Here is a 22,039-nt window from a genome sequence, read left to right on the forward strand (position 1 = left end):
CCGGCGGTAGCCGATCAGCCCCGCAGGGCAGGATTCCCGTTGAGTGCCCCCGGCGCGAATAAGGGACAGTGAAGATAGATAACCGGCTTGCCGGTTAGCTAACTTCACCCATCCTGCCCGCATTTCACCCACTATTGAAAATCTAGCGCATATCGAACGTAAAGCGTTTTATCGTCAAACAAACACCGATTCTTGGCAACATAACCGTAATCGTCACCAAATCGGCCTGCAATCGACATAGTCGCTTCAAAATCGCTGCTCAATCGGCTTTAAATCGGAACCTAAAATGCCAACAATCGACACAAACCATTCGCCCCGATGGGGCGAGTTGGACGCCAAAAAAGAAGGGCATAACCCGCCCCTCAAGTGTCAATGAACACAAGAAATTTGCCTCCCCTCCCGTCATACCACTAAGGCGACGTATTGATACTTGAGGGGCAACCTTTCCTGATGTTGACACCTTCACGCAGGTTACTGGTTATGGGCGTCCAACACACACGGCTCATTCCTGCTTGGTAATAATAAGAATAATAATCTTCTTATTATTCTTACCGAACGAATGGGCACTGCTTAGCCATTTCACGTTTCGAGCCAAGGTTTCAGTACAGATAACTACAAGTGCACACAGCGGCCCTCCAGCACCGTTAGACGCAGATTCTGCTTCAGCTCATGGAATAAGGGACTCCGGGTTGTTTTCCCCTCTCACAAGGCGTTTCAGCGGCCACTGAAGCCGCCTTCTCTTCTTGGCGTTAAACCATCGGCCTATGGCCGATTGATAAAGCCCGCCAGGGCTTTATTGGCAAGGTCAGAACGCGCCCTCAAGGCGCGAGCTGCACCGCGCATGATGGATTATCTTTAGATAATCTTGGATGGATTTCCCAAACTGCCCGCAAAGCAGCGCACCGTCTGGGTTTTCCAAATTGGGACGGGGAACGTTACGACGGCAGAAGGGGAGCGTTACGACGGTAACAAGGGAACGTTACGACGGTAAACGGGTGCAGTTGCCGTGGGGCCAGGCCTCTTGATCTCCCATTTTCCCTTGGCGTATTCGTTCACTACCCAACCCACGGCGGCAAGTTCGGCCAGTGCCTTCCGGGCAGTCTGACGGCGTTTTTTCATAGCTTCGGCATTGGCTTCATCTGGCCAGACATAGCCGCAAAGCGTGTCCAGTTCCACGCGCCCGGATTTGCCGGGGTCGATCCAGCCGCATAGCCGTTGGTGCATCAGCCGTGCCGGATCAGTCTGTAGCACCCGCACTTCCGCCATGTCGATACGGGCATATGGACGATGCCCCAGGATCGCTTCGGCAATACGCGGATTCAGGGCAACCCATAGCCTGCCGTCCGTCTCGTCAAAAGCATGACTCATCAGGTGGAACGCGGCTTGCCGCCGTCCCTTCGTCACAAGGATGGTGACGTTCGACATGCGCAGCAGGCTGGCTTTGAGCGCCTTGATGTTGTCGCCGCTATCCGTCATGCCCGTTTCTGAGAGCAGTTTGGTCAGGCTCTCACGAACCACCAAGCCGTCTTGCTCAATGGCTTCGAAACGGGGTTCAAGGAATAGCCGTAGCTGTCGCCCCGTCTCACTGGTCGGTTCCGGGGTTAGCAAGATGCCGTTCGGGCCGCCAAGGGCCACGATGCCTTGCAAAAGACGCATATCATCGGCCCCGAGAGGTTCGAATCCGACGAAACGCATGGATTCGTCCTCGCCAAAGGTGTAGGTCACGTCCAGCTTGCAGCGTTTGCGATCGCCACGCTTGAGGCTGCGGAACAGGCCAGGTGCCAAACAGTGCGCGGGATCATGTCGGACGTGGGTCAGGTCATGCTTAGGCTTCTTCACGCTGTCTCCTTTTCACCTTGCACTGCCGCTCCAGTACAGCAGGCTTCAACACGCCGCCGTCGTGCCGTCTAAACCAGAGTTCTTGAAAAGGTGCGCCATAGTTGGCCTTGCTGACGCCAAAGCGGACAAAATACCCACGCTGACAATCATCGACCCCCAGTATCTCGGCCTCGCCTTGCGTCATGCCGGATAGGTACGATTGCCAACGGATGTTATCAACCAGTACGGACGATCCACGACTGGCCTGCTGTTGATCGCCCGACCCCATCATGGCTGCGCTTTTACTCGCGTGGTGCAGAAACACAATGGAGCAGCCTGTATCAGCGGCTATGGCCTCCATGTGCCCAACAACCTGCGCCATCGGCCCGCTAGCGTTCTCCTCCTCAATGTGGAAGCGCCGCAAAGTGTCCAAGATCATCAAGCGACGACCTTCAGCGGCTCGTTTGAGAGCATCGAACCAGCTAGCAGCCATGATGTTTGGGCATTTACCGATCAAGGGTTCAATGAGCAAACCATCAGCCACGGCTTGCCGTTCCGCTGCGCTGAGGTGTGCCCCAAGGGCGTGCAGACGATGGTGAATAGCGGCCGGTGGATCTTCAGCAGGCAGATAGACCACTTGCCCGGTGGGAAACTCGCCTATTTCAAGTAAATCAGGCCCGCCTGCAATCTGTGCAGCCAATTGAAGGGCCAACATGGATTTACCAGCCCCACCAGGCGACACAAGAGCACCAACAGTGCCAGCAACCATATTAGGCAGAACATAATCAATGGGTGGCGGCAATTCCGTGAAAGCCGCCATAAGATCAAGAGCCATATAACTAGCCCTCTATAGGGCCAGGTCGCGCAGCTTGATCACCCGATGATTTACGTGCCTCAATCCACTCTTCGACCTCTGACAAATCCCAGGCGACATTTCTACTGGTTAACGCGATACGGCGTGGAAAATCCCCTCGCTGCTCCAGGTTATAAATTGTTCGTGTCGAAAGCGGGATCATCTCCAGGAGCTTCTTCCTGTTGATGAGGGTCTTTATATTTTGCATGGGTCAATACCTCTCAAATGAATAGTTGCTATTCATCGAGTAGCTGCGCGAAGCAGCTAATCGGTAATTGACCTGCCCGATGCCAATGGCGGCCTTATTTATAAATTCACGGCATCAACTTCAATGCTATCAAAGATAGCAAAAACATCAACCCTTACTGCCTCCCGAAGTCCACTCATCAATCATATCGGCCCAATCCTGCAACATCGCCGCCCGCTGCTCGCGGTACTCAGCCTTGTTGTAGACAGCCCTCACGCCCTTCTGCTCGTGCGCCAGGCACTTCTCGATCCAGTCGGTGTTGTAGCCGGCCTCATGCAACAGCGTGCTGGCTGTGCGCCGCAAATCATGCGGTCCGAACTTGGTAAGTGACTTCCCATCTTTCTGCGCCGCCTTGTAAGTCAGCGTCAGCACCTGGTTAAGTGTGGCAGCGCTCATCGGCGCATCCGAGTCGTACCGTGATGGCAAAACGAAGTCGGAACCACCGGCAAAGGTTTTCATGGCAATGAAAATATCCAGAGCCTGCTGGGACAGAAATACCAGGTGCGGGTTACGGCGTTTCATCCGCTCCTTTGGAATCGTCCACAACGCTTCGCTGAAATTGATCTCGCTCCAGGTCGCATTGGTCAGCTCGCTCTTGCGCACCATCGTCAGCAATAACAGCTTGGCCGCCGCACGGTTTGTTGGGCTTGTGCCCACTCGCTCCATGTACTGGTACATCAGCCCAATTTCTTCTGGCGTCAACGCTCGGTCACGTGGCTCGAATCGAGCGATGCTTGTTGGGCGCACCAGTTCTGCCGGGTTTTCGACCTTCTGCCCACGCTCGATGGCCCAGCGAAATACCTGCAACACGATTTCACGCACATGAACGGCGGTGGCCGGTGCGCCTCGCTCAACAATGGCATCAGCCAGCGCCCGCAAGTCTTCGTGGGTGATCTCCACCAGCTTCTGATTGCTGAATTTCGGCTTCAGCTCACGCTCATAAACCGAGCGGCGCATATCGCGGGTGGAGTCGGCCATCTGGTAGCCACGCAGCCACTTCTCCGCCCAGGCACCGAACGTCTCTGCATCTTTCACCCGCGCCTTGTCTCGGGCTTTCTCCTTGGCCGGCGACTTGCCCGCCGCAACCATCTTCTTGGCGTCACCCAACAGCTCGCGGGCTTCGGCCAGGGTGATGCCACCGACACCATAACGCCCAAAGGTGATGGTCTCCTGCCGACCGTTGATTGAGTAGTTGTAACGGAACGAGATGGAGCCGGCTGGAGTCACTGCCACATAGAGACCTTCCCGGTCATTCACTTTGTAGAGTTTGTCCCTGGGCTTGAGATTGCGCAGCTTGGTATCGGTCAGCATGTACCTTGTCCTTCTTCGTCTCCGATACCATGCTGAAAAAATCTCGAATTTATCGTATTTTTTCTTACGAAACAGTAACTTATAGAATATTAATACCATGAACACACAAAAGAACGCAGCATGGTATCGGCATCAATCATGGCATCGCCAAACCATAATACCAGCTTTAATGCCATGCTCAAACGGTGCTTGGCGCTTCCTCCCGTTGCCAGATCGTGCCAAACACAAACAAAAAAAAGCCCGCAATTACGCGGGCTTAGCGGCATTTCATGCCATCAGGTGCCTGGCTGTGCCAGACGCGGAATCATTCCCACTCGATGGTGGCCGGCGGCTTGCTCGACACGTCGTAGGTGACGCGGGAGATGCCTTCGATCTCGTTGATGATGCGGTTCGAGACCTTCTCCAGCAGCTCGTACGGCAGGTGCGCCCAGCGAGCGGTCATGAAGTCGATGGTTTCCACCGCGCGCAGGGCCACGACCCAGGCGTAGCGACGGCCATCGCCGACCACGCCGACGGATTTCACCGGCTGGAACACCACGAAGGCCTGGCTGGTCTTGTGGTACCAGTCGAAGTTGCGCAGCTCTTCGATGAAGATGTGGTCCGCGCGACGCAGCAGGTCGGCATATTCCTTCTTCACTTCGCCGAGGATGCGCACGCCCAGGCCAGGGCCCGGGAACGGGTGGCGGTAGACCATGTCGTAGGGCAGGCCCAGTTCCAGGCCGATCTTGCGCACTTCGTCCTTGAACAGTTCGCGCAGCGGCTCGACCAGTTCGAACTGCATGTCTTCCGGCAGGCCACCGACGTTATGGTGCGACTTGATCACGTGGGCCTTGCCGGTCTTGGCGCCGGCCGACTCGATCACGTCGGGGTAGATGGTGCCCTGGGCGAGGAACTTGACGTTCTGCAGCTTGGTGGCTTCCTCGTCGAAGACCTCGATGAAGGTCTTGCCGATGATCTTGCGCTTCTGCTCCGGGTCGGCGACGCCGGCCAGGCGGCCGAGGAACTTGTCTTCGGCGTTGGCGCGGATCACTTTCACGCCCATGTTCTCGGCGAACATGGCCATCACCTGGTCACCTTCGTGCAGGCGCAGCAGGCCGTTGTCGACGAAGACGCAGGTCAGCTGGTCGCCGATGGCCTTGTGCAGCAAGGCTGCGACCACCGAGGAGTCGACACCGCCGGAGAGGCCCAGCAGCACCTTGGACGAACCCACCTGGGCGCGTACGGTGGCGATGGCGTCGTTGACGATGTTGGACGGGGTCCACAGGGCTTCGCAGCCGCAGATGTCCAGCACGAAGCGCGAGAGGATGCGACCGCCCTGCTTGGTGTGGGTCACTTCCGGGTGGAACTGCACGCCGTAGTAGCCACGGGCATCGTCGGCCATCGCGGCGATCGGGCAGCTCGGGGTGCTGGCGAGGATGTGGAAACCTTCCGGGATCTCGGTGACCTTGTCGCCGTGGCTCATCCACACGTCGAGGCCGAACACGCCGTCCTCGTCCACGTGGTCTTCGATGCCGTCCAGCAGGCGGGCCTTGCCGACCACGTCGACGCGGGCGTAGCCGAACTCGCGCAGCTCCGAACCCAGCACCTTGCCGCCCATCTGCTCGGCCATGGTCTGCATGCCGTAGCAGATGCCGAACAGCGGAACCTTCAGGTCGAACACGGCCTGCGGCGCACGCGGGCTGTTGGCTTCGTGCACCGACTCCGGGCCGCCGGCCAGGATGATGCCGCGCGGGGCGAAGGCGCGAACGTCCTCGTCGCTCATGTCGAACGGATGGATCTCGCAGTACACACCGATCTCGCGGACGCGGCGGGCGATCAGCTGGGTGTACTGGGAGCCGAAGTCGAGGATCAGGATCCGGTGAGCGTGAATGTCTTGGGCCATGGCCATCTCTCGTAGCGAAATTCTCAAACGACACGGGGCTGTATCAACCAGCCCCGTATCCGACTCATTTACCGAAGAAGCCTCAACCTACGCGGTAGTTCGGCGCTTCCTTGGTGATCTGCACATCGTGGACGTGGGACTCGGCCATGCCGGCGCCGGTGATACGCACGAACTGCGGTTTGGTACGCATATCCTGGATGTCGGCGCTGCCGGTGTAGCCCATCGCAGCGCGCAGGCCACCCATCAGCTGGTGGACGATGGCGGTCAGCTGGCCCTTGTACGGCACACGGCCTTCGATACCTTCGGGCACCAGCTTCTCGGCGCCAGCGGAGGCGTCCTGGAAGTAACGGTCGGAGGAACCGGTGGAGCCGGCCATGGCACCCAGGGAGCCCATGCCACGGTAGGACTTGTAGGAACGGCCCTGGAACAGCTCGATCTCGCCCGGAGCCTCTTCGGTACCGGCGAACATCGAACCCATCATCACGCAGTAGGCGCCGGCCACCATGGCCTTGGCCAGGTCGCCGGAGAAGCGGATGCCGCCGTCGGCGATCAGCGGAACGCCAGTGCCTTCGAGGGCGGCGGCGACGTTGGCGATGGCGGAGATCTGCGGAACACCGACGCCAGCGACGATACGGGTGGTACAGATGGAGCCCGGGCCGATGCCGACTTTCACGGCATCCGCGCCGGCGTCGGCCAGTGCCTTGGCGGCTTCGCCGGTGGCGATGTTGCCGCCGATGACCTGGACCTGCGGGAAGGTTTCCTTCACCCAGCGCACGCGCTCGATCACGCCCTTGGAGTGGCCGTGGGCGGTGTCGACGACGACGACGTCAACGCCGGCGGCGACCAGTGCGGCAACGCGCTCGCCGGTGTCGGCGCCGGTGCCGACGGCCGCGCCGACGCGCAGGCGGCCTTCGTCGTCCTTGGAAGCCAGCGGGTAGGTCTTGGCCTTCTCGATGTCACGGAAGGTCACCAGACCGGTCAGGCGGAATTTCTCGTCGACCACCAGCATCTTCTCGATGCGGTTCTCGTAGAGCGCGGCCTTGATCTCTTCCAGGGCGGTGCCTTCGCGGGCGGTGACCAACTTGTCCTTCGGGGTCATGATCGCGGAAACGCTGTCGCCGACGTTCGGCTTCACGCGCAGGTCGCGACCGGTGACGATGCCGACCAGCTCGCCCTCTTCCACCACCGGGAAGCCGGAGAAGCCGTACTCGCGGGCAATCTGCAGCAGCTCGATGATCTTGGTCGACGGGGTCACGGTGATCGGGTCGCGGACGATGGCAGTCTCGTGCTTCTTGACCTTGCGAACTTCGGCAGCCTGCTGCTCGATGCCCATGTTCTTGTGGATGATGCCGATGCCGCCTTCCTGCGCCATAGCGATGGCCAGGCGGGATTCGGTCACGGTATCCATCGCGGCGGACACCAGCGGGATATTCAGTTCGATGCCACGGGTCAGTCGGGTTTTCAGGCTCACGTCCTTGGGTAGGACTTCCGAATAACCGGGAATCAGGAGGACGTCGTCGAAAGTGAGGGCTTCTTGGCTGATGCGCAGCATGGCGGGGGCTCCCGATCGGGAAAAATGGAAGCGCGGCATTATATCCCAGCTAGGGGGCATGGCTCAACGCAACCAGACGATCTGAATCGGTCTCGCAAGCTGGCCCCGGTCCACGGGCGCGCTTATCATCCTTGGCCATGCAGAATGATCCCTTCCAACGGCTGGGCCTCGACCGCGAGGTTCTGACCGTCAGCCAGCTCAACCAGCGCGCCCGCCACCTGCTGGAGGACGTGTTCCCGCAGGTGTGGGTCGAGGGCGAGATATCCAACCTCGCCCGCCCCGCGTCCGGCCATATGTACTTCACCTTGAAGGACAGCAACGCCCAGGTGCGCTGTGCGCTGTTCCGGCAGAACGCCCTGCGCGTGCGCCAGGCCCTGCGCGACGGACTCGCCGTGCGGGTGCGCGGCAAGGTTTCGCTGTTCGAGGGACGTGGCGACTATCAATTGATCGCCGATGCCGTCGAACCGGCCGGTGACGGCGCGCTGCGCCTGGCCTTCGAGGCCTTGAAGGAAAAACTCGCCACCGAGGGTCTGTTCGCCGCCGAACGCAAGCAGGAACTACCCGCCCACCCAAGGCGCATCGGCATCGTCAGCTCGCCCACCGGCGCGGTGATCCGCGACATCATCAGCGTGTTCCGCCGCCGCGCGCCGCAGGTCGAGTTGACCCTGGTCCCCACCGCCGTACAGGGCCGCGAGGCCATCGGGCAGATCGTCCGGGCGCTCAAACTGGCCGATGCGCAGGGCTTCGACGCGCTGATCCTGGCCCGTGGCGGCGGTTCGCTGGAAGACCTCTGGTGCTTCAACGAGGAACCGGTGGCCCGCGCCATCGCCGCCTGCGTGACGCCCATCGTCAGCGCCGTGGGCCATGAGACCGACGTGTCCATCAGCGATTTCGTCGCCGACGTGCGTGCGCCCACGCCTTCGGCCGCCGCCGAACTGCTGGCGCCCCACAGCGGCGACCTGCAGCAGCGCCTGGACAGCCTGCGCCGCCGGCTGATCCTGCGCATCCAGGACCGCCTGACCCGCGAGCGGCTGCGCCTGGAAGGCACCGCCCGGCGCCTGCGCCACCCCGGCGAGCGCCTGCGCCAGCAGGCCCAGCGCCTGGACGACCTGGACATGCGCCTGCGCCGCGCCTTCGAGCGCCAGCTGCAGATCCGCCAGGAGCGCGTCGCGCGGCTGGACACCCGTCTCGCCGCGCAGCACCCCGGCCGCAACCTGGCCCTGCTGCGCCAGCGCCTGGACAACCTCAGCGCCCGCCTGCCCCGCGCCACCCACGCGATCCTGCGCGAACAGCGCCAGCGCCTGGACAGCCTGATGCAGACGCTGCACATCGTCAGCCCGCTGGCGACCCTTGGCCGCGGCTACAGCATCCTCCTGGACGACAAGGGCCAGGCTATCCGCAGCGCCGCGCAGACCAGGAACGGCCAGCGCCTGAAAGCCCGGCTGGGCGACGGCGAACTAGAGGTGCGGGTGGAGGACAACCACCAGGCGCCCGTCACCCTTTCCCTGCTGGACTGACTGCCGATGACCGACCTGCTCGCGCCGATCCTGCCGCAACCCGATCCGGACTGGGCCGAAGCCTTCCGCGTGCCGATCATCGAATGCGACCAGCCGCTGCAGGCCCTGGGCATCGCCACCGGCTTCGCGGTGTGGCCGGCCTATCACCGCCTGGGCGTGCCCAATGCGCAGCCGGAATGCTATGCGCGCACGGAAGTCTTCGAGCGCCTGCTGCACGCCGCGAGCCTGCTGCCCGACGGCATCCGCCTGGTGATCCTCGACGCCTGGCGGCCCTTCGCGGTGCAGCAGCACCTGTACGACACGCTCTACGACATTCTCCGCCAGCACGAACCGGACGCCGACCCGGCCGAGCTGACCCGCCGCACCCGCGAGTTCGTCGCGCCGCCCAGCACCCGCGCCGAGTCGCCCAGCCCGCACCTAACCGGCGGCGCCATCGACCTGACCCTGTGCGACCGCGGCGGCCACTGGCTGGACATGGGCAGCCTGTTCGACGAGGCGACGCCGCGCTCCCATACCCGCCATTACGAAGAAATCGCCCAGCCGGACGAAGCCCAGCAACGCGTGCGCGACAACCGCCGGATACTGTTCAACGCCATGCTGGCGGCAGGCTTCAGCAACCTCTCCAGCGAGTGGTGGCATTACGACTACGGCGACCAGCTGTGGGCCGCGCACCTGGGCAGCCCCCACGCCATCTATGGGCCGGCGCAGGTGCTGTCGCTGGAGCAGCTGTGGCGCCAGCAGCTCGAAGGCCTGCGCCACTAACGCCTCGGCACAAGAACACGCGGAATCTGTAGGAGCGAGCTTGCTCGCGAACAGCCCCGCTGCAGAGGCTGGTTCGCGAGCAAGGACTGGGGCGTCCCCCTCGGTCCTGCGAAGAGCTGCCCGCCGAGACGTTCCGCTTTCGACGAAATCGCCCCGCCCGCCAAAGCGGCCCGTGTAGACTGCCCGCTTCGTCCGCCGACACGTCCACGGATAGCGCAATGTTCCGATTCTCCTGCCTGCTCATCGCCACTCTTTTCACCCTGACCGCCCACGCCGAAGGTTTCATCAGCCGCACGCTGAACAAGCCGGTGCCCGGCGGCGTTGCCGTGGTGCAACTGGGCCAGGACGCCGCCGTGCCCACCGCCACCTACCAGGGCAAACCGGTACTGGTGATCCGCGAGGAAGGCCGCGACTGGATCGCCATCGTCGGCATCCCGCTGACCACCAAGGCCGGCAACCAGCAGATCGTCGTGAAACAGGGCGGCGCCAGCCGCAACCTAGGCTTCAGCGTGGGCAGCAAGCACTATAAAGAGCAGCGCATCCGACTTTCGAACACCCGCCAGGTGAACCCGCTGCCCGAGGACCTCAAGCGCATCAACCGCGAGCTGGCCGAGCAGACCGCCGCCTACCGCAGCTTCAGCCCCGGGACGCCGAGCAATCTGGTACTGGACAAGCCGGTCAACGGCCCGCTCTCCAGCCCCTTCGGTCTGCGCCGCTTCTTCAACGGGGAGGAGCGCAACCCGCACTCCGGACTGGACTTCGCCGTGCCCGCCGGCACCCCGATCAAGTCGCCGGCCGCCGGCAAGGTGATCCTGATCGGCAACTACTTCTTCAACGGCAACACCGTGTTCGTCGACCACGGCCAGGGCTTCATCAGCATGTTCTGCCACATGTCGAAGATCGACGTGAAACTCGGCGATGCGCTCCCTCGCGGTGGCGTGGTCGGCCGCGTCGGCGCCACCGGCCGGGCGACCGGGCCGCACATGCACTGGAACGTCAGCCTGAACGACGCCCGCGTCGACCCGGCAATCTTCATCGGCGTCTTCAAGCCCTGATGCGCGTTCGCTTCGATCCGCCCAGCGCGGTCTTCGCGCTGCTCGGGCTGGCCGCACTCGCCTGGCTGGCCACGGCCGGCGCCAACCTCGGCTGGCTGCGCGGTTTCGGCGGCGACGTACTGGCGGTGATCTGGCTGTACTGCCTGCTGCGCGCAGCCTTCGATGCGCCCACTCACTGGCTGGCCGCCGTGGCGCTGGGTTGCGGACTGCTGATCGAATTCGGTCAGTTTCTCGCGGCGACCCTGCATTGGCAGATCGGCAATCGGATTGTGCGCATCCTGCTCGGCAGCACGCCGGACTGGCTGGATGTGCTGGCCTACGCCATCGGCTTCGCGTTGATTCTGCTGACGCACCGCATCAACACGGCCCTCAGGCCAGCGAATAGCTGAAGTACAGCGCCATCTCCCCCGGCAGTACCTGCTGCGGGTCGTAGAGGTCGGTGGACAGGCCGCTCAGGGCGAAGCCACGGGAGCGATAGAAGCCCACTGCAGGCAGGTTGAGATTCTGGGTTTCCAGCCACAGGTGGCGCGCTTCGGTGCCACGCGCCCAGTCCAGGCAGGCGTCCAGCAGCAATTTTCCGACGCCACGTCCGCGGGCGCCGGCGAGGACGAATAGGTCGTCCAGCACCGCGCGGCGGTTCCAGATTTCGTAGTGGGCGATGGCGAAGCCCAGACGTTCGCCGCCCTCGTCGACAGCGACGGCGGTCCAGTCGGCCGCCGCCACGTCGTCTTCCAGATCGGCGAAGGGATAGCGCTTGGTCTGTGCCTCGGACAGGCGTTCCTCGCGCAGGATGAAACCATCGGCGGCGGACTCGATCCGCAGGATCGAGTCGCTCGAGTAGCTGCCATCGAACCCGTGCAGCCACTCGCCGTCTTGCGCCCAGACCAACGGACGCAGGAGCAGGCCGCTCATCAGTTCATCTGCATGTCGTGCATGTCGTGCATGTCGTGGCCCATGTCCGTTCCCTTCGGCGCGTCCTTCTGCACGGCGACCTCGACCTTCACGTCGCCAGCCTTCTGGAAGTGCAGGGTCAGCGGGAAGCGCTCGCCATCGGCCAGCGGCTTCTTCAGGCCGAACAGCATCAGGTGGTACTGGCCGGGGGCGAAGACCACCTTGCCGCCGGCGGGGATGTCCACGCCTTCGACCTTCTGCATCTTCATCATGCCGTCCTTCTCCACGTGCTGGTGGACCTCGGCGCTGGCGGCGCGGTCGGTTGCGGCGCCGAGCAGACGGTCCGCCTCCTTGCCGTGGTTCTGCACGATGAAATAGGCCGCGCCGTTCACCGAGTTGGCCGGCAGCAGCAGCGACCAGGGATGGTCGATGTGCAGGTTGCCGGCCTCGTACTCGTGGGCCAGGGCCGCGCCGGAGAAGCTCAGCAGGGCAGCGAAAGCGAGCAGGGTTTTACGCATGTTCGAGACTCCAGTTGTGCTTGTGATCAGATCCGCCAATACGGCGGGGAAACTTCGGGCCGCAGGCGAAACGATCGCGCCGCAGCATAGCCTGCCTTGCGGCAGACGTCAGGGCAGCCAACCGCTCTGCCCTCAACTCATTGCCGGGCTGTGCGGTTTGAAGCGCGACAGCACGACCCAGTCCAGCACCCACACCAGCAGCAGCGACGCCCCCACCAGCGGGAAGGCGATAGCGAGGATGAGCATGATTACCACCCCACCCTTCCACACCGGCAGCGCATGGGGCATCGGCGGCACGCCGAGGCGCCCCTGCGGACGGCGCTTCCACCAGATCCACAGGCCACTGACCGCGCTGAGCAGGATCATCAGGCAGACGGCGAGCATGAGCAGTTGGTTGAACAGCCCGAACATCTTGCCTTCGTGCAGCATCACGCCGGATTCGACGCTTTTCGCCACCAGTCCATAGTCCTTCCAGCGCACATCGGCGAGGACCTTGCCGGTGTACTGGTCGATGTGCAGGGTGGCGTCGTTGCGCGAGTCGTCGGCGAACACCGAGACGGTGAACACGCCCTCCTCGCCCTTGGGCAGTGCAATGGCGTAGCCCGGTGTCACGCCCGCCTGGTCTGCGGTATCGACCACCTGCTGCAGGCTGATCTGCGGCATCGCCATGCCGCCGGAGCCGTGGGCCATGTGCTCGGCGTGGGCACCACCTGACATCGGCATCGGGGTGTTCTCCATTGCCCAGGGGATGGTCTGTCGATGCGCGTCGTTGAGCGTGCGCGCTTCCAGGTCGGACTTGGGCACCGCGTTCCACATGGCCACCGGGAAACGGTTCCACACGTCGGCGAAGGTCTTGCCCCAGAAGCCGGTCCAGGTCATGCCGGTGAGCAGCATGAACAGCATCAGCAGCGAGCCCCAGAAGCCGACCACCACGTGCACCTCGCGCCACAGCGCACGGCCACGGCGCGACAGGTCCGGCCAGAGCAGCACGCGCAGCGAGCGCTTGCGCGGCCACCACAGGTACAGCCCGGACACCACCAGCACGATGCCCCAGCCGGCGGCCAGTTCGATCAACCGGTCACCCAGGGTACCGATCATCAGCTCGCCGTGCAGTGCGCGGGCCGCCGCCTGCAGGTTGGACTTGGCGTCCTGCACACCGAGCAGCTTGCCGCTGTACGGATCGACGAAGGCATTCACCTCGCGCCCGTCCAGTTGAGCGACGAACTGCGCGCTGCGGTCAGCGGCCGGTGCCGGCAGGTACTGGCTGACCTGTAGTTGCGGATTCTGGTGACGCAGGTGCATCAGTTGCTCGTCGGCGGACAGCCTCACCTCGCCCGGCTTCACCTGCAGCAGGTCGCCGTACATCAGCGGGTCGAGCTGCGGCTTGAACAGGTAGATGATCCCGGTGATCGACAGCAGGATCATGAACGGCGCGACGAACAGCCCGGCATAGAAATGCCAGCGCCAGGCCAGATTGTAGAAATCGAATGTCTTCTTCTGCATTCGTTGGTCTCCTCACGCAAGGAGGCCCCCGACCGGCGGGGGCCGGTCGGGCTTCAGAACGAGAAGTCCACTTTGGTCCAGAACGTACGTCCCGGCTCGTGGATCGATTCGGGGTCGTTGGCCGGGTAGCCGAAGCCGGCGTTGCCCGCCAGGTTCAGGTGCTCGGAGTAGTCCTTGTCGAACAGGTTGTCGACGCCGCTGCTGACCTTGAGGTTCTTGCTCAGCTTGTACGCGCCGTTGAGCGAGAACACCGCGAAGCCAGGGCTTTCGTCGAAGTCATAGCCGACCACGTTGCCCTGGTTCTCGGCGATCCGGCCCTGATGCGCGACCACGCGCCAGAGACCGCCGGCGCTCCAGTCGCCTTCCTCGTAACTGAGGCCGAAGCGCGCCTCCAGCGGCGGCATCTGCGGCAGCGCGGTGTCGTCTGTGGTGTTCTTGCCCCAGGCATAGGCCAGGGTGCCGTCGGCGGTCCAGTTGCTGGTCAGCGCGTAAGCCGCCCCCAGCTCGCCACCCATGATCCGCGCGTCGATGTTTCGCGCCTGGGAGGTGCGTCCCATCATGCCGCTGGGCATGTAGTCGAACAGGATGTAGTCACGGATCACGCCGACGTAGCCCGAGGCCCAGGCCTTGAGCTTCTCGTCCTCGTACTGCACGCCAAAGTCGAACTGGGTGGTCTTCTCCGGCTTGATGCTGTCGAAGGCGTTGAGCGAGCCGCTCGGCCCCTTGTTCGGCGAGAACAGCTCCCAGTAGTCCGGAAAACGCTGCACGTGGCCAAGGCCGGCGTACAGGGTGGCCGGCGTGCCGTCCAGGTCGTGCTCGTAGCGCACGAAGCCACTGGGCAGGGTGTCGGCGCGGGTGTCGTCCGCCGTCGGGTTGGGACGCACCATCATGCCCGAGCCGGTGGTCTGCCGGTAATCCTTGGCCGAGGCGCGGTCCAGCCGCGCGCCGCCGATGACGCGGTCGCGCTCGGCGGCGTACCAGGTCAATTCGCCGAACGCGCCGTAATTGTGGAACACCGCATCCTTGTTCCACGGCTGGTCATCGTAGGTGTTGATGCCCATGCCTTTGCGCTGGCGGTGTTCGTTGGTCTGCGCATCGACGCCGGAGATCAGCTTGAAGTCGTCCCAGCGCCAGGTGGCGGCCAGGCGCCCGCCCAGCGTGCGGCGGTCGACGTTGGAGGCCATCGGGCCGGCCATCATGCCGGTGCCGGACGGCGTGCGCAGGCTGTAGTTATCCATCACGTGGTCGGCGTAGTTGTAGTAGACCTGCGCCTCCAGTGTATCGAGCACTCCACCGATGTTGGACTTCTCGAAGCGCAGACCGAGGCTCTCGCGCTTGAACTGCGAGCCGTCCATGCCGCGCCCGGCGTAGCGTGCCTCGCCATCGCCCTTGCCGGCGGTGAGCTCGAGAACGGTATCGGCATCCGGGGTCCAGCCCACGGCGACATCGCCGTTCCACTTGTTCCAGCGCGAGGGCACCGTATCGCCGGCGCCGTCGTCGTAATCGTCGGACTGCGATTTGTTGCCGGTGAAGCGCAGGTAACCTTCGGGCCCGCCGGCGGCGGCGTCCAGCACCCGGTCGAAGCGGCCGTTGGAGCCGCCCACCAGGCTGCCGTTGATCCGCGAACCCAGCTCGCCGAAGCGCTCCGGCTCACGGTCGAAGCGAATGGTGCCGGCCGAGGCGCCGGGGCCCCAGATCACGGTTTCCGGACCTTTCACCACCGTGAGCTTGTCGTAGGTTTCCGGGGAGATATAGGAGGTGGGCGCATCCATCCGCGCCGGGCACGCGCCGAGCATGGTGGTGCCGTTGGTGAGGATGTTCAGGCGCGAGCCGAACATGCCGCGCAGTACCGGGTCGCCGTTGGTGCCACCGTTGCGGATGGCGGAGAAGCCGGGGATGGTCTTGAGGTAATCGGCGCCGTCGCTGGCCGGGATCGGCTGGCGCGGCTGCTTGGGGTCGGTAACGATGGTGAGCGGCGAACTCTGTGCCACGGCGGTGATGACACTGGGCTCCAGCTCCACCGCGTGGGCGGCGTGGTCTTCTTCCTCGGCCAGGACAGGCACGGCAGTGAAACCGCCCAGGGCGGTCAGCGCGCAGAGGGCGCGCAAGCCGCCGGCACGCGGCCGACGGAGCATTGGCATGCGGGACATTGCATTTATTCCATGATCGGTGAATACGCCCGTTCCATGCAGACACGCACGGCGCGCAGGCAAAAGCACTCATTCGCGCCCGCGGTCGATGGAGTCGGGATTGTGCAGGGGATCAGCCGATCAGGGCCGGTGGAGCACGCGAGCGGGCGCCGGGGAAGACCGGCGAAGCGGGAATGGTGGAGATCGAGAACTGGACGGCGGGCGTGCCGGTGGTGGGCAAGCCGTGATCCAGCAGGACCGGTGGCGGTGTCAGCGGCGGGCTGTGGATCAGCAGGCTGCAGTAGCCGCACTTCTCCATGAAGGCATCGGCGGTGAGCGACTTTTCACCGTGGGATGCCGGAGCGGTATGCTGGCCCGAAGCCTGGTGGCCGTCGGCGCTGGCCATCCCGTCCATGCCGGCCATGTCGTGCGTCATGGCCGGGCCGTGCTGCATGCCCCCGTGCTGCGCGGAGGCTCCATGCTCCATCGGCATGGAATGGCCCATCGGCATAGGGTGATCCATCGGCAGCGACTGGGATACCAGTGGGCCGACATAGATCATCAGCATGGCGAACAGCGCCAGCCAGGTTCCTATGCCTTGTCGGGTACGACGGGTCACGAAATGTCCTTGCGGATGGAAAGTCCCCGCCTGAAGCGGGTGCGCCATGATCGCACGGAGTTCCCCGCCCCCACTGCGGCACGTGGACGCAGAATCAGTTAAGCACAGCGCAGACTATCTATAAAAATTGCTAAAACAATTTATTTCCAGCAATTAATTATCGATTGAAATGATAAAAAGAGTTTTTCTACCAATTTTCCATGAATGCTTGCCATCGCCTTCTCAGGCCATTAGGTTGGCACTCATGAACACCGCACACACCCTCATCCTGCTTCGCCAACACGCCTGCCTGCGCCTGGTCAGCCCGCGACTGCGTGGCTGAGCCCCCTTCCCCGGTTTCGCCTCTTCTCGTCTTCATTTTTCGCGCAGGCCGCTGGCCAGAAAGAACAAGGATTCCGCTCATGAGCATGTTGAAAGATCCGTCGAAGAAATACCGTCCCTTCACCCAGATCACCCTGCCCGACCGCACCTGGCCGGACAAGATCATCGACAAGGCGCCGATCTGGCTGTCCACCGACCTGCGCGACGGCAACCAGTCGCTGATCGAGCCGATGGACGCCGAGAAGAAGATGCGCTTCTTCAAGTGCCTGGTTCAGGTGGGCCTGAAGGAAATCGAAGTGGGCTTCCCGTCCGCCTCGCAGACCGACTTCGACTTCGTTCGCGAGCTGATCGAGGGCGGCCACATTCCCGATGATGTCACCATCCAGGTGCTGACCCAGGCCCGCGACGACCTCATCGAGCGCACCTTCGAGTCCCTGAAGGGTGCGAAGAAGGCCATCGTCCACTACTACAACGCCTGCGCGCCGGCCTTCCGCAAGATCGTCTTCAACCAGGACAAGGCGGGTGTGAAAGCCATTGCCATTGCCGCCGGCAACACCGTCAAGCGCCTGGCCGCCGCCGCGCCGGAAACCCAGTGGGGCTTCGAATATTCGCCGGAAGTGTTCACTTCCACCGAGACCGACTTCGCCGTCGAGGTGTGCAACGCGGTGATCGACGTGTTCCAGCCGACCCCGGCCAACCGTCTGATCCTGAACCTGCCCGCCACCGTCGAGTGCGCCACGCCGAACAACTACGCCGACCAGATCGAGTGGTTCTGCCGTCACATCGACAAGCGCGACAGCGTGATCATCAGCCTGCACACCCACAATGACCGTGGCACTGGCGTGGCCGCTTCGGAACTGGCCCTGATGGCCGGCGCCGACCGCGTCGAAGGCTGCCTGTTCGGCAACGGCGAGCGTACCGGCAACCTGTGCCTGGTGACGATGGCGCTGAACATGTACACCCAGGGCATCGACCCCGAGCTGGACTTCTCCGACATCGACGCCGTGCGCAAGGTGGTGGAAGAATGCAACCAGATTCCGGTGCACCCGCGTCACCCGTACGTCGGCGACCTGGTCCACACCGCCTTCTCCGGCTCCCACCAGGACGCCATCCGCAAGGGCTTCGCCCAGCAGCAGGCGGACGCCGTGTGGGAAGTACCGTACCTGCCGATCGACCCGGCGGACATCGGCCGCAGCTACGAGGCGGTGATCCGTGTGAACAGCCAGTCCGGCAAGGGCGGCATCACCTTCCTGCTGGAGCAGGAATATGGCATCAGCCTGCCGCGCCGCATGCAGATCGAGTTCAGCCAGGTGGTGCAGAACGAGACCGATCGCCTGGGCCTGGAAATGACCGCCGAGCAGATCTACACCCTGCTGCAGAAAGAGTACCTGCAGGCCGTCTCCCCGTTCGGCCTGAAGAACTACCGCCTGCAGGAAGAGAACGGCATCTGCGCCATCGACATCGACGTCACCCACAAGGGCGAACAGCACCGCTGGCACGGCAAGGGCAAGGGCACCCTGGAAGCCCTGGTCGCCTCGCTGCCGGTGGAAGTCGAGATCATGGACTACAACGAGCACGCCATCGGCTCCGGCACCAACGCCCGCGCGGCTGCCTACATCGAACTGCGCGTCGAGGGTGGTCGTTCGCTGCACGGCATCGGCATCGATGAAAACATCACCACCGCGAGCTTCCGTGCGCTGTTCAGCGCCCTGAACCGCGCCGTGACGCTGGGCCACGCGAAAGCCGCATAAGCCCGCTAGTACCGCTGTCCCCTTTGCCCCGGACGCCTTGCGCGTCCGGGGCTGTTTTCACGGAGTGAAAACATGTCGACCGCCCCGCAGGACAATCCCTTCCAGACACCCGCCGCCATCCTCCAGGATGCCCCCGGCGTCGCCACCGGCGAACCGCTCTACCGTCTCGCCGCCGTCGGCATCGCCACCTTCTTCGGCACCCCCGTGGCCGGCGCCTGGGTCATCGCGCAGAACCTCAAGCGTCTCGGCCGCCCCGAGCAGATACGCAAGACCTGGCTGACCGGCATCGGCGTCCTGCTACTGGCCTTCGTCATCGCCTGGTTTTTGCCGGGCAGCTTCCCCGCTGCGCCGATCAACATCGTCACGCTCCTCGCCATGCAGCAGTACGCCAAGCAGAACATCGGGGAGGAACTAGACCGCCACGCCGCAGCGGGCGGCGCCTTCCACTCGAACTGGCGTGCGTTCGGCGTCAGCCTGCTCATCCTGCTCGCCGTCCTGGCCGCGCTGTTCGGCCTGAGCCTGGTCGTCGCCTACCTGCTGGGCGTGAACGCCTGAGCTCTCGCGGGCAAGGCCTGAAACGCCGAAGGCCCCAACCGGGGCCCTCTCGTCTTACTCGTCGTCGCCGCTGGCGGTCACCGCGCCCAGGCAGCACAGGCGATGCTCCTGGTCGCCGGCGTGGAGCAGCCAGCTTCCATCCGCGGCCTGATAGCGGGCCTCCATCACCTCGTTGTAGCTGAAGCGCCACTGGCGGCGGTCGCGGCCATCAATGGACTCGATCTGCAGCACCACCTCCTCGCTGGCGAAGGGCTGGTCCGCGTGGGCTGCCGCATCGGCCTGGTCCAGCAGCGCCTCGTTCAACTCGAACTGCCAGGCGTGCAGGCCGTCGATCAACAGCATGTCGGCGGTTTCCAGCTGGTCCAGCAGATAGGGAGTCGTGGTCATGGCGGGCACTCGGCAATGGGCAGGCCGTCATGATAGAGCAAAACCCATTGCCAGCCCTCCCCTCCTAATCGGCCAGCGCCGCCAGTACACCACGCAGCCGCTCGATGGTAGCCGGGGCACAGGGCTGCATCGGCTCACGCAACTCGTCGGCGATCAACCCCTGCTGCGCCAGCGCCGCCTTGACCGCGGCGGGGTTGGGCTCGGCGAAGGCGGCCTGGATCCAGGGCAGCAAGCGGTAGAAGGTCGCCCGAGCGCCAGCCAGATCGCCCGACTCGACCTGGTACAACATCCGCACATAGAGATCGGCACGCACATGGGCGGAAGCGGAAATCGCTCCGGCGCCGCCCTGGCACAGGTTGTTGAAAATCTGCAGGTCCTCGCCCGTCAGCACCTCCACCTCGCCATCGGCGATCAATGCCAGGGTGGTCTCCAGATCGCCGCCGCAATCCTTGATCGCGGCGATGCGCGGGTGGCGTACGATGCGCCGCAGGGTCTCGCGCTCGATGCGCACGCCGGTGCGGTAGGGAATGTCGTAAAGCACGACCGGCACAGTGGCGGCATCGGCCACGGTCTGGAAAAACGATTCCAGCCCCGCCTGCGACGGCCGGATGTAGTACGGCGCCGGCACCAGCAGGCCGGCCAGCGGGCGGCGCTGGATCTGTTGCTGGAAGGCCAGCAGCTCGCGCAGATTGCTGCCCGCCAGCCCCATGATCACCTGCTGCGGCGGCACCCACTGCAGCACGGCATCGAGAACGGCGAGCTGCTCCTCATGGCTCAGCGCAGCCGCTTCCCCGGTGGTGCCGCAGACCACGAAGCCGGTGACGCCATCCTCCAGCAAGCGGGCGACCAGCGTGTGCAGCGCGGCGAAATCGACTTCCCCGGCCCGGAAAGGAGTAGCCAGCGCCACCCAGATTCCTCGAAACGTAGACATGCAAAACTCCTTGTGGCTGACCGTCTGGTCGCCGTCAGGGGGGATGCGGGAATCAAGCGGGGAGAAATGAAGACCTGGCGCCTTGTGTCCTGTCAGCCCATCTGACGGGACAGCACGCCCCGGTCAAATGAGCGACTGTTTCTTCGATTTCTTGGCAACCACGACGCATGCGCCAGCCTGGGCGTAGAAGCCCAAGAACGGCAGCGAGGAGTCGAGGTTGGCAAGCATGGGCGATTCGGTGTGCGAAATCAGATCCCCGATAGTGCGCAAGCTCCCGTGTGCCTGTCAACCACGCCCTAGGGTCTATGCTGGTTCAACGACATTGCACCGGGAGATCTGACAGATGAAACGTCGCGAACTGGGTCAGTCCGGACTGGCTATCCCGCCCCTGGTGTTCGGTGGCAACGTATTCGGCTGGGCATCGGACGAAACCACCTCGTTTCGTCTGCTGGATGCGGTGGTCGACGCCGGCATCAACTGCATCGACACCGCCGACGTGTATTCGCGCTGGGTGCCCGGACACGTCGGCGGCGAGTCGGAGACCCTGATCGGCAGGTGGCTGAAGAAGACCGGCAAGCGCAGCCAGGTGCAGATTGCCACCAAGGTCGGCATGGACATGGGCAACGGCCACAAGGGTCTGTCGGCGGTGTACATCGAACAGGCCCTGGAACGCTCGCTCAAGCGCCTGCAGACCGATTACATCGATCTCTACCAGGCCCACTGCGACGACCCGCACACCTTCCTGGAGGAAACCATGGGCGCCTTCGCCGAAGCCGTGGAGAACGGCAAGGTCCGGGTCATCGGCGCCTCCAACCTCGACGCCCGGCGCCTGCGCGAGGCCCGCGAGCTCTGCGACCGCCTGAAGCTGCCGAACTACCAGAGCCTGCAGCCCAACTACAACCTCTATGACCGCGCCAACTACGAGACCAGCCTGGAACCCACGGTGAAGCAACTGGGACTGGGAGTCATCAGCTTCTATTCGCTGGCGGCGGGCTTCCTCACTGGCAAGTACCGTAGCGAGGCGGACCTTAACAAGAGCAGCGTGCGCGGCTACAAGGTGAAGAACTTCATGAACGCGCGCGGCTTCGCCATCATCGACGCGCTGGAAGAAGTGGCCGGCGAGCTGAATGCCACGCCGACGCAGGTCGCGCTGGCCTGGCTGATGGCCCGGCCGAGCATCACCGCACCGATCGCCAGTGCGTCGAAGCTGGAGCAGTTGCCGGACCTCATCGCGGCGGTCGAGTTGAAGCTGAGCGACGAGGCGATCCAGCGGCTGGATACCGCCAGCGCGTATTGAAGGCCGAATAGACCTGTAGGAGCGAGCTTGCTCGCGAACGCTCTGGCTCTTGAGCGGGGCGGTTCGCGAGCAAGCTCGCTCCTACAAAAGCCGCATCGATCCTGGGTCGCTGGAATATCGGACTCTTAAGAGCATCGCGG

General features: G+C 63.6%; 20 protein-coding genes. 7 read left to right on the forward strand and 13 right to left on the reverse strand.

Features of this window, described 5'->3' with window-relative positions:
• Positions 1 to 957: 957 nt before the first annotated feature.
• The 6 genes from repC to guaB form a co-directional block, all read right to left on the reverse strand.
• Entirely contained in the window at positions 958 to 1,839 is an 882-nt protein-coding gene (gene repC, locus ACYCAX_RS03615; protein WP_000743064.1) for a replication protein C, IncQ-type, read from the reverse strand.
• A complete protein-coding gene (locus ACYCAX_RS03620; RefSeq protein WP_001162384.1) occupies positions 1,826 to 2,653 on the reverse strand; it encodes a helicase RepA family protein in 828 nt (275 codons plus the stop codon). Before ACYCAX_RS03620 ends, repC begins: the two co-directional genes overlap by 14 nt.
• A 4-nt stretch (positions 2,654 to 2,657) precedes the next feature.
• Positions 2,658 to 2,879, reverse strand: a complete 222-nt coding sequence (locus ACYCAX_RS03625) for a helix-turn-helix transcriptional regulator (RefSeq protein WP_001179606.1) — start codon at positions 2,877 to 2,879, stop codon at positions 2,658 to 2,660.
• A gap of 147 nt (positions 2,880 to 3,026) precedes the next feature.
• A complete protein-coding gene (locus tag ACYCAX_RS03630) occupies positions 3,027 to 4,229 on the reverse strand; it encodes a tyrosine-type recombinase/integrase (RefSeq protein WP_000954590.1) in 1,203 nt (400 codons plus the stop codon).
• A gap of 304 nt (positions 4,230 to 4,533) precedes the next feature.
• Positions 4,534 to 6,111, reverse strand: coding sequence for a glutamine-hydrolyzing GMP synthase (gene guaA / locus ACYCAX_RS03635; protein WP_015478473.1), 1,578 nt, complete (start codon positions 6,109 to 6,111; stop codon positions 4,534 to 4,536).
• 82 nt (positions 6,112 to 6,193) lie between these two features.
• On the reverse strand, positions 6,194 to 7,663 hold the full coding sequence (guaB, locus tag ACYCAX_RS03640) for an IMP dehydrogenase (RefSeq protein WP_460247433.1): 1,470 nt from the start codon (positions 7,661 to 7,663) through the stop codon (positions 6,194 to 6,196).
• 137 nt (positions 7,664 to 7,800) lie between these two features.
• On the opposite strand from guaB, the gene xseA reads away from it, so the two are divergent.
• From xseA to ACYCAX_RS03660, 4 genes are all read left to right on the forward strand, one after another.
• Complete coding sequence (gene xseA, locus ACYCAX_RS03645) at positions 7,801 to 9,180, forward strand: exodeoxyribonuclease VII large subunit (protein WP_460247434.1); 1,380 nt, start codon at positions 7,801 to 7,803, stop codon at positions 9,178 to 9,180.
• Positions 9,181 to 9,186: 6 nt separating this feature from the next.
• On the forward strand, positions 9,187 to 9,942 hold the full coding sequence (locus tag ACYCAX_RS03650) for a M15 family metallopeptidase (protein WP_460247435.1): 756 nt from the start codon (positions 9,187 to 9,189) through the stop codon (positions 9,940 to 9,942).
• Positions 9,943 to 10,160: 218 nt separating this feature from the next.
• The gene (locus ACYCAX_RS03655; protein WP_015478477.1) at positions 10,161 to 10,997 is read left to right on the forward strand and encodes a M23 family metallopeptidase; all 837 of its coding nucleotides are present in this window, start codon (positions 10,161 to 10,163) and stop codon (positions 10,995 to 10,997) included.
• On the forward strand, positions 10,997 to 11,386 hold the full coding sequence (locus ACYCAX_RS03660) for a ribosomal maturation YjgA family protein (protein ID WP_460247436.1): 390 nt from the start codon (positions 10,997 to 10,999) through the stop codon (positions 11,384 to 11,386). Before ACYCAX_RS03655 ends, ACYCAX_RS03660 begins: the two co-directional genes overlap by 1 nt.
• Here ACYCAX_RS03660 and ACYCAX_RS03665 read toward each other — a convergent pair.
• The 5 genes from ACYCAX_RS03665 to ACYCAX_RS03685 form a co-directional block, all read right to left on the reverse strand.
• Entirely contained in the window at positions 11,367 to 11,909 is a 543-nt protein-coding gene (locus ACYCAX_RS03665; RefSeq protein ID WP_015478479.1) for a GNAT family N-acetyltransferase, read from the reverse strand. The genes ACYCAX_RS03660 and ACYCAX_RS03665 overlap by 20 nt on opposite strands.
• Positions 11,909 to 12,406, reverse strand: coding sequence for a copper chaperone PCu(A)C (locus ACYCAX_RS03670; protein WP_460247437.1), 498 nt, complete (start codon positions 12,404 to 12,406; stop codon positions 11,909 to 11,911). Before ACYCAX_RS03670 ends, ACYCAX_RS03665 begins: the two co-directional genes overlap by 1 nt.
• Positions 12,407 to 12,538: 132 nt before the next feature.
• The gene (locus tag ACYCAX_RS03675) at positions 12,539 to 13,909 is read right to left on the reverse strand and encodes a PepSY-associated TM helix domain-containing protein (protein ID WP_460247438.1); all 1,371 of its coding nucleotides are present in this window, start codon (positions 13,907 to 13,909) and stop codon (positions 12,539 to 12,541) included.
• Positions 13,910 to 13,962: 53 nt separating this feature from the next.
• Complete coding sequence (locus ACYCAX_RS03680; protein ID WP_460247439.1) at positions 13,963 to 16,059, reverse strand: TonB-dependent copper receptor; 2,097 nt, start codon at positions 16,057 to 16,059, stop codon at positions 13,963 to 13,965.
• A gap of 112 nt (positions 16,060 to 16,171) precedes the next feature.
• Positions 16,172 to 16,657 carry a DUF2946 domain-containing protein gene (locus tag ACYCAX_RS03685; RefSeq protein ID WP_294980406.1) on the reverse strand — a complete coding sequence of 162 codons (486 nt, stop codon included), beginning with the start codon at positions 16,655 to 16,657 and terminating at the stop codon, positions 16,172 to 16,174.
• Between the two features lie 401 nt (positions 16,658 to 17,058).
• Between ACYCAX_RS03685 and leuA the strand changes: the two genes are divergently transcribed.
• The gene (gene leuA, locus ACYCAX_RS03690) at positions 17,059 to 18,729 is read left to right on the forward strand and encodes a 2-isopropylmalate synthase (RefSeq protein ID WP_460247440.1); all 1,671 of its coding nucleotides are present in this window, start codon (positions 17,059 to 17,061) and stop codon (positions 18,727 to 18,729) included.
• A 72-nt stretch (positions 18,730 to 18,801) separates the two neighbouring features.
• A complete protein-coding gene (locus ACYCAX_RS03695; RefSeq protein WP_015478485.1) occupies positions 18,802 to 19,284 on the forward strand; it encodes a hypothetical protein in 483 nt (160 codons plus the stop codon).
• Between the two features lie 54 nt (positions 19,285 to 19,338).
• Here the strand turns inward: ACYCAX_RS03695 and ACYCAX_RS03700 are convergent, their stop codons facing one another.
• A complete protein-coding gene (locus ACYCAX_RS03700; protein WP_015478486.1) occupies positions 19,339 to 19,671 on the reverse strand; it encodes a DUF5629 family protein in 333 nt (110 codons plus the stop codon).
• A 64-nt stretch (positions 19,672 to 19,735) separates the two neighbouring features.
• A complete protein-coding gene (gene dapA / locus ACYCAX_RS03705; protein WP_460247441.1) occupies positions 19,736 to 20,602 on the reverse strand; it encodes a 4-hydroxy-tetrahydrodipicolinate synthase in 867 nt (288 codons plus the stop codon).
• 343 nt (positions 20,603 to 20,945) lie between these two features.
• On the opposite strand from dapA, the gene ACYCAX_RS03710 reads away from it, so the two are divergent.
• A complete protein-coding gene (locus ACYCAX_RS03710) occupies positions 20,946 to 21,899 on the forward strand; it encodes an aldo/keto reductase (RefSeq protein ID WP_460247442.1) in 954 nt (317 codons plus the stop codon).
• Positions 21,900 to 22,039 lie beyond the last annotated feature (140 nt).

It is taken from the genome of Pseudomonas sp. MT3, from assembly GCF_054720805.1.

Excerpts from the sequence above, each read along its gene's own strand:
- ACYCAX_RS03665 (WP_015478479.1), bottom strand. The coding sequence starts at position 11,909 with ATGAGCGGCCTGCTCCTGCGTCCGTTGGTCTGGGCGCAAGACGGCGAG.
- ACYCAX_RS03700 (WP_015478486.1), bottom strand. The coding sequence starts at position 19,671 with ATGACCACGACTCCCTATCTGCTGGACCAGCTGGAAACCGCCGACATG.
- ACYCAX_RS03630 (WP_000954590.1), bottom strand. The coding sequence starts at position 4,229 with ATGCTGACCGATACCAAGCTGCGCAATCTCAAGCCCAGGGACAAACTC.
- ACYCAX_RS03620 (WP_001162384.1), bottom strand. The coding sequence starts at position 2,653 with ATGGCTCTTGATCTTATGGCGGCTTTCACGGAATTGCCGCCACCCATT.
- ACYCAX_RS03675 (WP_460247438.1), bottom strand. The coding sequence starts at position 13,909 with ATGCAGAAGAAGACATTCGATTTCTACAATCTGGCCTGGCGCTGGCAT.
- ACYCAX_RS03710 (WP_460247442.1), top strand. The coding sequence starts at position 20,946 with ATGAAACGTCGCGAACTGGGTCAGTCCGGACTGGCTATCCCGCCCCTG.
- dapA (WP_460247441.1), bottom strand. The coding sequence starts at position 20,602 with ATGTCTACGTTTCGAGGAATCTGGGTGGCGCTGGCTACTCCTTTCCGG.
- ACYCAX_RS03650 (WP_460247435.1), top strand. The coding sequence starts at position 9,187 with ATGACCGACCTGCTCGCGCCGATCCTGCCGCAACCCGATCCGGACTGG.
- guaA (WP_015478473.1), bottom strand. The coding sequence starts at position 6,111 with ATGGCCCAAGACATTCACGCTCACCGGATCCTGATCCTCGACTTCGGC.
- guaB (WP_460247433.1), bottom strand. The coding sequence starts at position 7,663 with ATGCTGCGCATCAGCCAAGAAGCCCTCACTTTCGACGACGTCCTCCTG.
- xseA (WP_460247434.1), top strand. The coding sequence starts at position 7,801 with ATGCAGAATGATCCCTTCCAACGGCTGGGCCTCGACCGCGAGGTTCTG.
- ACYCAX_RS03680 (WP_460247439.1), bottom strand. The coding sequence starts at position 16,059 with ATGTCCCGCATGCCAATGCTCCGTCGGCCGCGTGCCGGCGGCTTGCGC.
- ACYCAX_RS03660 (WP_460247436.1), top strand. The coding sequence starts at position 10,997 with ATGCGCGTTCGCTTCGATCCGCCCAGCGCGGTCTTCGCGCTGCTCGGG.
- ACYCAX_RS03625 (WP_001179606.1), bottom strand. The coding sequence starts at position 2,879 with ATGCAAAATATAAAGACCCTCATCAACAGGAAGAAGCTCCTGGAGATG.
- leuA (WP_460247440.1), top strand. The coding sequence starts at position 17,059 with ATGAGCATGTTGAAAGATCCGTCGAAGAAATACCGTCCCTTCACCCAG.
- ACYCAX_RS03670 (WP_460247437.1), bottom strand. The coding sequence starts at position 12,406 with ATGCGTAAAACCCTGCTCGCTTTCGCTGCCCTGCTGAGCTTCTCCGGC.
- ACYCAX_RS03655 (WP_015478477.1), top strand. The coding sequence starts at position 10,161 with ATGTTCCGATTCTCCTGCCTGCTCATCGCCACTCTTTTCACCCTGACC.
- ACYCAX_RS03695 (WP_015478485.1), top strand. The coding sequence starts at position 18,802 with ATGTCGACCGCCCCGCAGGACAATCCCTTCCAGACACCCGCCGCCATC.